The following is a 12,257-nucleotide window of genomic DNA, read 5'->3' as shown; positions in this document are numbered from 1 at the left end:
TGGAGCGTTCCAAGAACCCTAACGACGACCTCAGGGCGTTGACAACGTTTTTGGAACGCTCCAATGAACTCACTCGTTCGCACAACCGGTTCCGGAGACGCTCATGCCCCGCACCCCCAACAGCCCCGCACCCAAGGCCGCTTCGGTAACCCTGGCCACGGTCGCGCGGCGGGCCGGAGTCTCTCCGCAGACGGTGTCGAACGCGCTCAATTCGCCCGATTTACTGCGCCCGGAGACCCTGGACCGGGTCCTTCGCACCATCGACGAGCTGGGCTACCGCCCGCACCGAGCGGCGCAGACCCTGCGCACCCGCTCCAGCAAGCTCATCGGGTACGGCATCCGGCCCACCGCCCCCGGCACCTCGGCGCCGGTCATGGACCGGTTCCTGCACGCCCTGTCCCAGACCGCCGACGAGGCCGGCTACCGGATCCTGCTCTTCGCCTCACCTCCGGGCAGCGCCGGCCTGGACGGGTACGAGGAGCTCCTCGACCTGCACAGCGTGGACGGATTCGTGCTGAGCGGCACCGAACGGGGCGACCAGCGCCAGGCCTGGCTGGAGAAGCGCGGTGTGCCGTTCGTGGGCTTCGGCCGGATGTGGTCCGGCCGGCAGATCGGCGACTGGGTGGATGTCGACGGCGCCTCGGGCACCGACGCCGCGGTCGAGCATCTGGTGGGCCTGGGGCACCGCAGGATCGCGTTCCTCGGCTGGCCGCGCGGCTCCGGGGTCGGCGACGACCGCGCCATGGGATGGCAGCGCGCCATGCAGCGGCACGGCCTTCCGGTGCGCGGCAGGCGGGCGCAGAGCGTCGATGACATCGCCTCGGCGCAGACCGCTGTCGGGCCGCTGCTCGACGGAGGTGCCACGGCTGTGATCGCCGCGAGCGACATGCTCGCGCTCGGCTGCTACCAGGCCCTGCGGGAGCGACGAGCCGTGCCGGGCACGGATGTCGCGGTCGTCGGCTTCGACGACTCCCCCACCGCCGCGCTCCTGTCCCCCGGGCTGTCCACCGTCGCCCAGCCGCTGGAGGCCGTCGGCCGCGAATGCTTCCGGCTGCTGCTGGCCCGGATGTCGGGACCCGGCGCTCCGCCCGAGCGCGTCCTGCTCGAACCGTCCCTCGTCGTACGTGACAGCACGTCCGCGTAGGACCCCTGAACCACCACCCCCCGCACCCGTTCACGGGCCGACGGCCCGACCGCGGGCCGCCGATGCACCACACGCCCTTCCTGCTCGAACCGCCCCTCGTCGTACGTCACAGCACGTCCACGTAGGACCCCTGAACCACCACCCCCCCGCACCCGTTCACGGGCCGACGGCCCGACCGCGGGCCGCCGATGCACCACACGCCCTTCCTGGGCAACCGAGCCGCACGTCCTATCCCCCTGGAGAAATTCATGGCAACCCGCAAGGCCGTCGCCGCCCTCGCCACCTGCGCGGCGCTCCTGGCCGCCACCGGCTGCTCATCCAGCTTCGGCAGCGACAAGGAGCCGGAGCAGGACAAGGCCGCCAAGCAGAAACTGACGGTACTGATCGCCACCTCGGGGGACGCCGAGACCCAGGCGGTCAAGGCCGCAGCCGCCGCGTACGCGAAGAAGTCGGGCAACTCGGTCTCGGTCGAGATCGCCAAGGACATGAACCAGCAGCTTGCCCAGTCCTTCGCCGGGCACAAGCCGCCGGACGTCTTCTACGTCAACTCCGACCAGTTCGCGAACTACGCGAAGGGCGGCTCGCTCTACCCCTACGGGGACCGGATATCCGACGCCGACGACTTCTCCGCGCAGCTGCGCAGCTCGTTCTCGTACGACGGGAAGCTGGTCTGTCTCCCGAAGGACACCTCGACCCTCGCCCTCGCCATCAATACCGACCTGTGGAAGAAGGCCGGGCTGACGGAGAAGGACTACCCGAAGAGCTGGGAGGAGCTGAGGACCGTCGCGGACAAGCTCACCGGCAACGGCGTCACGGGGCTGGTCACCAGCGACGAGTACCAGCGGCTCGGCGTCTTCATGAAGCAGGCGGGCGGCTGGCTCACCGACCCGGGCCAGAAGAAGATGACCGCCGATACCCCGGAGAACGCCAAGGGGCTCGGCTTCGTCCAGTCCCTGCTCAAGTCCGGCTCGATGAAGTTCGCCAAGCAGGTGGACACCAGCTGGGGCGGTGAGGCGCTCGGCAAGGGCAAGGCCGCGATGACCATCGAGGGCAACTGGCTCGAAGGCGGCATGAAGCTCGACTACCCCGATGTGAAGTACGCCGTCGCGCCGCTGCCCGAGGGACCGGCCGGAAAGGGCACCCTCGCCTTCAGCAACTGCTGGGGCGTCGCCGCCGACAGCGCGCACCGCGATGCGGGAGTCGACCTCGTGAAGCACCTGACCTCCGCGAAGCAGCAGCTCGACTTCGCCGACGCATTCGGAGTCATGCCGTCGCGGACCAGCGCCCTCAAGAAGTACGCCGAGAAGCAGCCGGCCGCCGGCGCCTGGGTGGAGGGCAGTGCCTACGCACAGGGCCCGGTGACCATCGCCGGCTTCGACAAGGTCCTGAGCCAGTTCAACACCGATCTGCAGTCTCTGCGCACCACCGACCCGAAGAAGATCCTCGCCGGCCTTCAGCGCAATGGCGAACAGGCGCTCACGAAGGGCAACTGAGCTCCATGCCCATCCGCACGATCCCCGCTGGCGGGGCCTCCCGCACGACCGGTTCGCCCGGCGCACCTGACAGCGCACCCGGCGAAACCGGCACGCCCGCGAAGGCCCGCGCCCGGCGCGCGGGCCTTCGCGGGGAGGGCGCCTGGGGCTGGCTGTTCGTCAGCCCCATGGTGCTCGTCCTCGGCCTGTTCATGGTGCTTCCCATCCTGATGGCTCTGTGGGTGAGCCTGCTGCACTGGGACGGGCAGTCCAACCCGTTCTCCGGCCAGGCCGACTTCGTCGGTCTGGACAACTACCGGGCGCTCCTGACTCAGGACGGTCTCGACCGCACGCTCTTCGCGACGTCCCTGCGCAACAACGCCTATTACGTCCTGCTGACCGTTCCCCTGCAGACCGTACTGGCACTGGGTCTGGCCCTGATCGTCAACCAGAGACTCCTACGAGGGCGCGGCGCGCTCCGTACGACGTTCTTCTTCCCGTCGATCACCAGCGCCATCGCCGTCTCCACGGTCTTCCTCTTCCTCTTCCAGGGCAGCGGAGCCGTCAACTCCATGCTGTCCTGGATCGGGGTCAAGGGACCGAACTGGTTCGCCGATTCTCGCGGGGTGCTCTCCTTGGCCCTGGGCGGACTGGGAATCGTCGATCCGGATCACCCCACCGGGCTGCTGGCCGATCACTCCACACTGGGGCTGTCGTGGTTCGAATGGCTCTCGGGTCCCTCGGTCGCCATGTGCACACTCATCCTGCTCGCCGTGTGGACCACCTCCGGCTCGTTCATGCTGATCTTCCTCGCGGCACTTCAGAACATCCCGCGCGAGCTGGAGGAGTCGGCGGCCATGGAAGGAGTCAACCGCCGCCAGATGCTGCGGCACGTGACGCTGCCCGCGCTGCGCCCCGTGCTGTTCCTGGTGCTGACGCTCGGGCTGATCTCCACCTGGCAGGTCTTCGACCAGGTGTATGTGATGGGCCAGGGCGCTCCGGGCAACACGACGCTCACGCCCGCCTTCCTGTCGTACTCCGCGGGCTTCGACAACGCGGACTTCGGGCAGGGCTCGGCGATCGCCTTCATCCTGCTCGCCCTGATCCTCGTCCTGACCGCGTTCCAGCGCTGGGCGCTGCGGGAGCGTGGCGTACGCACCAGGAGGAACCGATGACCGCCGCTGGTACAGCCGTGCCCGACCGGGCTCGGCGTTCCCCGGGCCGCCGCGTCCCGCACGACCGGGGACGTCCCGTCCTGAGCCGTTTCCGCCTGCCGTGGCGGCTGGTGGGGTATGCCGCGGTACTGGGGCTGGGGCTGCTCTATCTGTTGCCGTTCGTCCTCCAGTTGGTGACGGGCTTCAAGACGGATCCGGACGCCGCCACGCATCCACTGGCCCTGTTGCCCACGACGCCGACCACGGCCGCGTACCAGCGGCTGTTCGGCCTGAGCCAGGCCGCCGACGGGGTGCCTTTCCTCCGCTGGCTGGGCAATTCGGCGCTGGTGGCGGTGCTGGTGACGGCCGGCCGGGTGCTGTTCGACTCCATGGCCGGATACGCACTGGCGCGGCTGCGCTTCCGGGGCCGCTCGGTGCTGCTGGGATTCGTGCTCGCCTTGATGGCGGTGCCCGGAGTGGCCCTGCTCATCCCGAAGTTCCTGGTGCTGAACACCTTCGGGCTCTTCGACACGTACACCGGCATGATCCTCCCGTTGCTGGTGGACGCGGCGGGCATCTTCATCATGAAACAGTTCTTCGAGTCCGTGCCGCGCGAGGTCGAGGAGGCCGCACGGATCGACGGGGCGGGGGTGTTCCGGATCTTCTGGTCCGTCGTCCTGCCGATGGCCAGGCCGGCGTTGATCACCCTGACCATCCTGTCGTTCCAGGGGTCGTGGAACGAGTTCACGCACTTCCTCGTCAGCACACAGTCCGGCCAGTACGAGACTCTCACAACGGGCCTGGCCCGCTTCGTCTCGGGCGGACTCGGCGGCGGAACGCAGTATCCGCTCAAGCTCGCGGCGGCTCTGCTGTCCACCCTTCCGGTGGCCGCGCTGTTCTTCTGTTTCCAGCGCTACTTCGTGAGCGGCGCCAACGCGGGCGCGGTCAAGGAATGAGCTACAGCCGCACCGGGCCCCGCCGTTCCGGGTGCGATGTCTTCGATCGCCTAGACTCGGCGAATGGCGAAGTACTTCGACGTGCACCCCGAAAATCCTCAGCAGCGCACCATCCGCACCGTGGCCGACAGCATCCGGTCCGGCGCACTCGTCGCGTATCCGACCGACTCCTGTTACGCGCTGGGGTGCCAACTGGGCAGCCGTGACGGCATCAGCCGGATCCGGTCGATCCGGAACCTGGACGACCGTCACCACTTCACCCTGGTGTGCCAGAACTTCGCGCAGCTGGGGCAGTTCGTGCACATCGACAACGATGTGTTCCGCGCGATCAAGGCGGCGACACCGGGCCGCTACACCTTCATCCTCCCGGCGACGAAGGAGGTGCCGCGTCAGCTGCTGCACCCGAAGAAGAAGACGGTCGGAGTACGGATTCCCGACCATGTCGTCGCTCAGGCCCTGCTCGCCGACCTCGGTGAGCCGCTGCTCTCCAGCACCTTGCTCCTGCCCGACGAGGACGAGCCACTGACCCAGGGCTGGGAGATCAAGGAACGGCTCGACCATGTGGTGGACGCCGTGGTCGACTCGGGCGACTGCGGCACCGAGCCGACCACGGTCATCGACTTCTCCGGCGGTGATCCGGAGATCGTGCGCCGCGGGTCGGGCGACACCGCACGGTTCGAGTAGCCCCGCGCCGGCGGCCACAGGGCGCCTCTATGCGGTCCTGCGCGGCCTCCGGCAGCCGCCCCCCGCAGGGAGGCGCGCCGAAGGCGGTGGTGAACCCGGCCGCATACCGGACAGGACGTTCCCGCCGGACCAGGCGTGCGCGCCGGGCCTGACGTACCGGCCCCGGCGCGCAGTCGCCGTCGTTCCGTCGGTGCAGGACCGAGGGGGGCCGCTACGCCACCGTGATCGCCTGCACCGGGCAGACCCGGGCGGCTTCCTTGGCCATCGGGGCCGCGGCGCCCTCCTCATGGCCCGGCAGCAGTTCGCTGAAGCCGTCGTCGTCCTGGGTGAACATCCCGGGCGCGGTCAGCGCGCACTGCCCGGCGCCGATGCACACATCCCTGTCGATACTGATCCGCATCAACACGCCTTCCCTTCCTGGAGAGTTCCGGTCACCACGCCACGGGCAGTTCGACCATGCCCTGGAGCGTGTCGCCGGGCTTGAACGGGATCTCGTCGGCGGGTGCCGCCAGCCGCAGCCCCGGCAGCCGGTCGAAGAGGGTGCGCAGCGCGATCTCCAGCTCGGCTCGCGCGAGGTTCTGGCCGAGACACTGATGGATCCCGAAGCCGAAGGCTACATGGTGGCGCGCCTGCCGGCCGAGGTCCAGTTCGTCGGCTGCCGGGTACGCGGTTTCGTCCCGGTTGATCGCGGAGGTGGACAGCACGACGCCCTCACCGGCCCGTATGGTCACCCCGCCCACCTCGATGTCCTCCGTAGCCAGCCGTGAGATGCCGTCGGCGACGGACAGGAAGCGCAGCAACTCCTCGACGGCGGTGGGCATCAGCTCCTCGGAGGCACGCATCCGGTCCAGCTGGTCCGGGTGTTGCAGGAGGGTGAACGTACCCAGCGAGATCATGTTCGAGGTCGTCTCGTGGCCGGCGACGAGCAGGAGCTCGGACAACTGGACCAGTTCGTCGCGGCCCATGGCCCCGGTGTCGAGCTGCCGGGCGATGAGCTCATCGAGCAGTCCGTCCCCCCGGTCGGACCGTTTGCGCTCGATCAGCTCCCGGAAGTACTCGTCGAGCGCGTCCCGCGCTTCCTCGACGTCGGCAGTCCCCGGGCCGCGCAGTAACTTGCGCGACTGGGACTCGAAGAAGTCGTGGTCGGCATACGGAACGCCGAGAAGCGCACAGATCACCGTGGAGGGCACGGGCAGCGCGAAGGCGCTCACCAGATCGGCGGGCGGGCCCTGCTCGATCATGGCGTCCAGCAGCCGGTCCACGGTCTCCTGGATCCTCGGCCGCAGTGCTGCCGTCCGCTTCACGGAGAAGCTGGGGATCAGCATCCGGCGCTGCGCGTTGTGCTCGGGGTCGTCGACGCCGATCAGCTCGACTCGGCGCCTGCTGCTCAGTGCCAACCGCTCGGCCAGTATCGGGAACGCGGGGTCCTCGCGGTCGGCCGACAATCGCCGGTCGACCAGCAGCACGCGCGCCTCGGCGTGCCCGGTCACCAGCCAGACCCGGCGGCCGTCGAAGAGCCTGGCGGGAGACACCGGAGGCAGCGGCGTTCGGCCGTCCTTCTGGGGCCGGTACTCCGTCGGTGGGTGGTAGGGGCAGGTACGGTCCTGTGGGAAGGAGACGGTCTCGGTGTCTGCCATGCCGGGCCTCGCAAACAGAATGGAGGGAGTGCTACCGATCCCTCTCCACTAGATGCCTCAGTCACCTAATTGGTCTACGCGATGTTCGGCCAACTCGTCACAGAGGCATGCCATGAGGCCACCGCGCCCCGGCCCGGAGTGTCCGCGCGCTCCGTCCGAGCGGGACCGGGGATCCGGATCATTTCCACGGACCGCCGTCCGGGCGGCGGCTTCGCGGCTCGTCCGGGGTCAGTCGGCTGTCCGGCGCAGGACCAGGCCGACGAAGCCCCACGTGTCCCGGTAGACGCGCAGCCACTCCGTACGACGGAGCGCGGCCGTATCGAGCACGTCGGCGCTGTCCGGATCCGCGGGGTGGTCCAGGGCCCAGGAGGCCAGCGACCCCCAGCAGGCCCACTCGTAGTCATCCAGCTCACGGCGCGTGCTGACGTGCCCGTGGACCGGAGTCCATCCATCGGCGACGACGCGGTCCACGGTGGTGGCCAGGTCGGTGAAGTCCCCGAGCATCTCGACGGCTTCCGGCGACGGCGTACGCTCCCAGAAGCCCTCGCCGATCAGAACGCGTCCGCCCGGGGCCAGATGCTCGCGCGCCGCCGCGAGGGTGGGCAGCAGGCCGCCGAAGGCATGGGTGGCCCCGACGCTGAGCACCACATCGAACGGGCGCGCGGAACTGAAGCGGGCCGCCTCCTGGTGGTGCAGTACGAGCCGGTCCTGGACGCCGAGCCGACTCGCCGCCTCCCGGGCCTGCCCGAGCGCGTCCTCGGAGACGTCGACGCCCTCGGCGCGCAGGTGCGGGTGCGCGGCCAGGGCACGCAGAAGCCACTCCCCGCCACCGCAGCCCAGGTCCAGCAGCCGCTCATCGCCCCGTGGGACGGCACATCGCAGAAGCTGTCGCACCGAGTCGTCGTCGAGCGGAGACTTGATCGGGTGGTTCGCATGGGCAATCCTGGACATCTGTTCACGGTTCACCGGCGCAGCCTGACAGCACCGAAGGCCCCACGCACGTGGTTTTCCCGCGGACCGGACCGGAGGACCCGGTGGCCGCCGGACAACAACCGATCCACCGGCACGGGCAATTGCTCCCGCCCAGTCGCACCCGATGCGCGTCCCCGCACTCAACTCCTCGGCTGTCCCCCCGTGTTCATCCGGCTGATTGCCCATCCACGATCACACGGGCGGAGGCCGCACGCCTTGAGGAATTGCGGCTCGTTCCGGCCGCCGATTTCCGACCCCGGTTGCGACGGGACCGGAGATCCTGCAATGCGGGGACGTCCAGCGCGCATCCGCAGCGCGCGTATCGGCAGCGTGCGAGACGGCGGGGGGCCTCGTCACCCATATCGATCAGAACTCGCGCATCGCGCAACGTCGGCGCGCCTGGACGGCCCGGGTCGTTCAGCCGGCGCGAGAAGGCGGGACCCGTCGTCCCCAGAGGCCGGCCAGATGCGTGTGGAGAACGTCCTGCGCCTCCTGCGGGGTGAGGTGGCCGATGAGGACGTGTGCGGTGAGCCCGTCCGCGAGAGCGAGCAGGGTGCGGGCCTCACCCTGCGGATCCAGGGGCACGGCGCGGTCGGCCACCTCATCGGCTTGCTCGATGAGGCGGGTGAACACCTCTTGCAGGGAAGCGTAGTTCGCCCTCAGCGTCCCGGCGAGCGGCTTGCTGACAGCCGCCTGCGCGACGAAGGCGAGCCAGACCCTGGCCTCGGTACGGTGCTCCTCCCGGAGCAGCGAGAGTTCGGTGACGGCGTGGCCCAGGGCGGTGCCGGGCGACTGGGCCGGACTCCTGACGAGGCGGGCCCGCACGCGCTCGCCGATCCGCTCGCCGATATGCCCGAGAGCGAACACGAGCATCTCTTCCTTGGTACGGAAGCACCGCTGCACGGCTCCCATCGACACCTGCGCGCAGGCCGCGACATCGCGGAGGGTCACGCCCTCCAGTCCGTGTTCGTCGGCGAGGCGGCAGACGGCCTCCGCGATCCGGCGGCGTCGGTCCGTGTGGTCGACCTGTCTGGGCATGTCCGGTCGTCTCCCTGGTTTCGCGGTACTCGTTTCACGGCGCTCCGTCTCGTACAGCACTTTATTCGATGCACCAGTATCGGTTCCCGCGCTACAGTTCCGATGCAAGTGCATCGGAACGTGTACGGGAAGGGATACGAACGCATGCAGGATGCCCTGTGGAAGATGACGGCCGCCGCCCAGGCGGAGGCGGTGCGCAGCGCGCAGGTCTCGGCCGTCGAACTGGTCGACAGCCATCTGGAGCGGATCGCCGAGGTCAATCCGCACGTGAACGCGGTCACGCAGCTCCTGGCGGACCGCGCACGCGCCGCCGCGGCACAAACGGACCGCCGGCGGGCCGCCGGTGAGACGTTGGGGCCGCTGGCGGGCGTTCCGTTCACGGTGAAGGAGAGCACCGCCGTCGAAGGCGTGCCGACCACGTTCGGGTCACCGCGTTTCCGTGATCTGGTGGCCCCGGCCGACGCGCCCCCGGTGGCACGGCTGCGCGCGGCCGGAGCCATCCCGATCGGGCACAGCAACATGCCGACCCTGATCCTGGCGGGGATGCACTCGCGGAGCGAGTTGTTCGGCGACACGGTCAACCCCTGGGACCGTACCCGGACCCCGGGCGGCACCAGCGGGGGCGACGGGGTGGCCGTCGCCACGGGCATGGCGGCGCTCGGACTCGGCAACGACTCCGGTGGATCGGTGCGCATCCCGGCCCAGTTCTGCGGCGTGGCCGGGCTGAAGCCGAGCACGGGCCGGTTCCCCGCGGATCACCGCGTCCTCGGCCCCGACGACCCCGGGCCCGCGTCCCAGATGCTGGTGACCGACGGTCCGCTGGCACGGAGCGTGGGCGACCTGCGGTTGGCGTACGAGGTACTGGCAGGGGTCGATCCGCGTGACCCGAGAGCCGTACCGGCCCCGGCTTACGGCGAACCGCTCCCGGGTCCGGTGAGGGTCGCGGTCGTGCCGGACCCGGGCGGGCACGGTGTCCACCCCACGGTTCGCGCGGCCGTCGGGGCCGCGGCCGGGGCGCTGCGCGACGCCGGGTACGACGTTCGGGAGGTGGCGGACGTACCGCGGCTGGACGAGGCGCTCGAAGCGTACGGCCGGATCACCGTGACCGAGTTCGCCGGGACCTGGCCGACGGTGCGGAAGCTGCTCGGGGACGGCGGGGACCGCTACATCGATATGGCGATGGAGCAGACCCCGCCCGCGAGCGCGGAGGAGTTCATGAAACTGATGGGCACCTGGATGAGCATCCGCCGTTCCTGGGCCGAATTCCTCCACGAGTACCCATTGCTGCTCGGCCCGGTCTTCACCGAGCCACCGGTCGAGCCGGGGTTGGAGTCGCGGGACAGGGCGGGGCGGGACCGGGTCGGTTCGGCGATGCGTCTGTGCACCGTGACCAGCTTCGTGGGCGTGCCCGGCGTGGCCGTGCCGACCGGAGTGGCCGACGGGCTGCCGTCAGGTGTGCAGATCATCGGGCGCGCGTTCCGGGAGGACCTGTGCCTGGCCGCGGCCCAGGCCGTGGAGGCCCGCCTCGGCGTCTTCACACCGGTGGACCCGCGCGGGACCGGATGACGCGGGCGGCCCACGGCCGGTCGGACCTGATCTGCGCGCCATCGGCGTATGAGTCACGTTGGCGCGAAGCCAGGCCGGTGGGTCGACTGTAGGGCCTGGCGGGCCGATCGCGTGACTGACGCGGCACCGACTTGTCCAGACGCGGTTGGTCGTGTCTGCCGCCCGAAAAAAATCTGCGCCTCGGCCTGACGCTGAGGTACGGTCCGCCGGTGATCGCTGGAGATGAGTACCTCGGAGAACGCGTAGCAGAGCGGTACGACCATTCCACGGGTACCGAGCTCCAGCAGGACGGCCTGATGAGCCACGACGAGTCCGCCTCCTTGCCGTCGGCCGTGTCCGTCGAGGCCGACGACGTGGAGGCTCGCGTGCGCTGCTTCTTCGGCCGCGACCCGGACGGGAACGTCGTCAAGGTGCTGAGCCAGTGGTGAGCAGCGACCTGGTGATCGTCGGCGCCGGCATCGTCGGCGCCTCGGTGGCCTATCACGCCGCCCGGGCCGGTGCCGTCGTGACCCTCGTCGACGCCGGGCGGCCGGGCTCAGGCGTGACAGCGGACTCGTTCGCCTGGATCGGAGCGTCCGGCGTACGCACCGGTCCAGCCGCCGCGCTGCGGGCGACCGCGGTGGAGGAGTACCGTCGGCTCGAGGCCGAGCTGCCGGGACTCCCGGTGACCTGGTCCGGCTCTCTGTCCTGGGGCACGGCGGACGGCGCGCCGGAGGCGGGGCCCGGGCAGGAGATTGTGAACGCGGCCACTGTGGCGACGCTTGAACCCACCCTGCGGCAGCCCCCGGAGTGGGCCGTCTGGGCACCCGGTGACGGCGCCGTCGACCCGGTGGGCGTGACCGAACGGCTGGTCGCCGGTGCCCTCGCCCACGGCGCCCGGATCCGTCCGGACGCCCCGGTCACCGCGGTCCGCCGGGACGCCGCGGGTCGGGTTGTCGGGGTCGAGACGGCCGCAGGGCCCCTCTCGGGTGCGACTGTGGTGCTCGCGGCAGGGGTGGCCACGGCCGCGCTGGGCGCGCCGCTCGGCATACGCGTCCCGGTCGCCCCGTCGTCGGCGACACTCTTCCGGTTCCGTGCTCCGGCCGGTTTGGTCCGCACCGTGGTCAACAACCGGGACTTCGATCTCCGGCAGGTCGGCGCGGACCGGCTACTCGCCGCCGCAGACTCGCCCGAACGGACTCTCGCCGCCGTCCGGTCCTCTTTCCGCGGCGCCGCGGACGTCGAACTGCTCAGCACCCGGGTCGGCGTACGCCCCATGCCGGCCGACGGCGAGCCGATCGTCGGTCCGGTCGTTGAGGTGCCCGGCCTCTACGTGGCGGTGCTGCACTCCGCGGTCACGCTCGCCCCGGCCGTGGGCCGCCTGGTCGCGCGGGAGCTGGTCGACGGCGCCGTCGAGCCGGTGCTGGCGGGCTGCCGTCCCGACCGCTTCTAGCAGTCGGTCCTCAAACGGATCTTGCCCAGAGTCAGTTCCAGCCGGAACGCCGTCTCGCGCTGCGCTGCGCGCACCGCTGCGGTGCCCGCCTGGCGGTCTGGGACATCCTTGCCCGGATCCAGGACTTCCCACGTCGTGCTGATCCCGCTCACCGTCCAGCGAGGCGCCAACCACAACTCTTGACAATTACTCCGCTTTCCGT

Annotated in this window: 12 protein-coding genes; 8 read left to right on the top strand and 4 right to left on the bottom strand. The window is 70.2% G+C overall.

Going from position 1 to position 12,257, the window contains the following annotated elements; translation table 11 throughout:
- Positions 1–103 precede the first annotated feature (103 nt).
- The 5 genes from ACF08M_RS07210 (at position 104) to ACF08M_RS07190 (ending at position 5,410) form a co-directional block, all read left to right on the top strand.
- Positions 104–1,144 (top strand): LacI family DNA-binding transcriptional regulator, encoded by a 1,041-nt coding sequence (locus ACF08M_RS07210; RefSeq protein ID WP_392184241.1) that lies wholly within the window; start codon positions 104–106, stop codon positions 1,142–1,144.
- Positions 1,145–1,392: 248 nt separating this feature from the next.
- Entirely contained in the window at positions 1,393–2,637 is a 1,245-nt protein-coding gene (locus ACF08M_RS07205; protein WP_392184240.1) for an extracellular solute-binding protein, read from the top strand.
- 5 nt (positions 2,638–2,642) lie between these two features.
- Positions 2,643–3,791 (top strand): carbohydrate ABC transporter permease, encoded by a 1,149-nt coding sequence (locus ACF08M_RS07200; RefSeq protein ID WP_392184239.1) that lies wholly within the window; start codon positions 2,643–2,645, stop codon positions 3,789–3,791.
- Positions 3,788–4,726 (top strand): carbohydrate ABC transporter permease, encoded by a 939-nt coding sequence (locus ACF08M_RS07195; protein WP_392184238.1) that lies wholly within the window; start codon positions 3,788–3,790, stop codon positions 4,724–4,726. The genes ACF08M_RS07200 and ACF08M_RS07195 overlap by 4 nt, the downstream gene beginning before the upstream one ends.
- Positions 4,727–4,789: 63 nt before the next feature.
- On the top strand, positions 4,790–5,410 hold the full coding sequence (locus ACF08M_RS07190; protein WP_392184237.1) for an L-threonylcarbamoyladenylate synthase: 621 nt from the start codon (positions 4,790–4,792) through the stop codon (positions 5,408–5,410).
- A 211-nt stretch (positions 5,411–5,621) separates the two neighbouring features.
- Here the strand turns inward: ACF08M_RS07190 and ACF08M_RS07185 are convergent, their stop codons facing one another.
- From ACF08M_RS07185 to ACF08M_RS07170, 4 genes are all read right to left on the bottom strand, one after another.
- Entirely contained in the window at positions 5,622–5,810 is a 189-nt protein-coding gene (locus ACF08M_RS07185) for a ferredoxin (protein WP_392184236.1), read from the bottom strand.
- Between the two features lie 31 nt (positions 5,811–5,841).
- The gene (locus ACF08M_RS07180; protein ID WP_392184235.1) at positions 5,842–7,047 is read right to left on the bottom strand and encodes a cytochrome P450; all 1,206 of its coding nucleotides are present in this window, start codon (positions 7,045–7,047) and stop codon (positions 5,842–5,844) included.
- A gap of 228 nt (positions 7,048–7,275) precedes the next feature.
- The gene (locus ACF08M_RS07175) at positions 7,276–8,013 is read right to left on the bottom strand and encodes an SAM-dependent methyltransferase (RefSeq protein WP_392184234.1); all 738 of its coding nucleotides are present in this window, start codon (positions 8,011–8,013) and stop codon (positions 7,276–7,278) included.
- 423 nt (positions 8,014–8,436) lie between these two features.
- The gene (locus ACF08M_RS07170; RefSeq protein ID WP_392184233.1) at positions 8,437–9,057 is read right to left on the bottom strand and encodes a TetR/AcrR family transcriptional regulator; all 621 of its coding nucleotides are present in this window, start codon (positions 9,055–9,057) and stop codon (positions 8,437–8,439) included.
- Between the two features lie 144 nt (positions 9,058–9,201).
- On the opposite strand from ACF08M_RS07170, the gene ACF08M_RS07165 reads away from it, so the two are divergent.
- From ACF08M_RS07165 to ACF08M_RS07155, 3 genes are all read left to right on the top strand, one after another.
- Positions 9,202–10,623 (top strand): amidase, encoded by a 1,422-nt coding sequence (locus ACF08M_RS07165; RefSeq protein ID WP_392184232.1) that lies wholly within the window; start codon positions 9,202–9,204, stop codon positions 10,621–10,623.
- A gap of 209 nt (positions 10,624–10,832) precedes the next feature.
- Complete coding sequence (locus ACF08M_RS07160; RefSeq protein ID WP_392184231.1) at positions 10,833–11,051, top strand: hypothetical protein; 219 nt, start codon at positions 10,833–10,835, stop codon at positions 11,049–11,051.
- Complete coding sequence (locus ACF08M_RS07155) at positions 11,048–12,055, top strand: NAD(P)/FAD-dependent oxidoreductase (protein WP_392184230.1); 1,008 nt, start codon at positions 11,048–11,050, stop codon at positions 12,053–12,055. Before ACF08M_RS07160 ends, ACF08M_RS07155 begins: the two co-directional genes overlap by 4 nt.
- Positions 12,056–12,257 lie beyond the last annotated feature (202 nt).

Origin of the sequence: Streptomyces sp. NPDC015032 (assembly GCF_043080425.1) — a bacterium.
In the GTDB taxonomy this organism is placed as follows: domain Bacteria; phylum Actinomycetota; class Actinomycetes; order Streptomycetales; family Streptomycetaceae; genus Streptomyces.
Note: the sequence above shows the minus strand (reverse complement) of the source record. Positions and strands in the feature narration are given on the sequence as shown.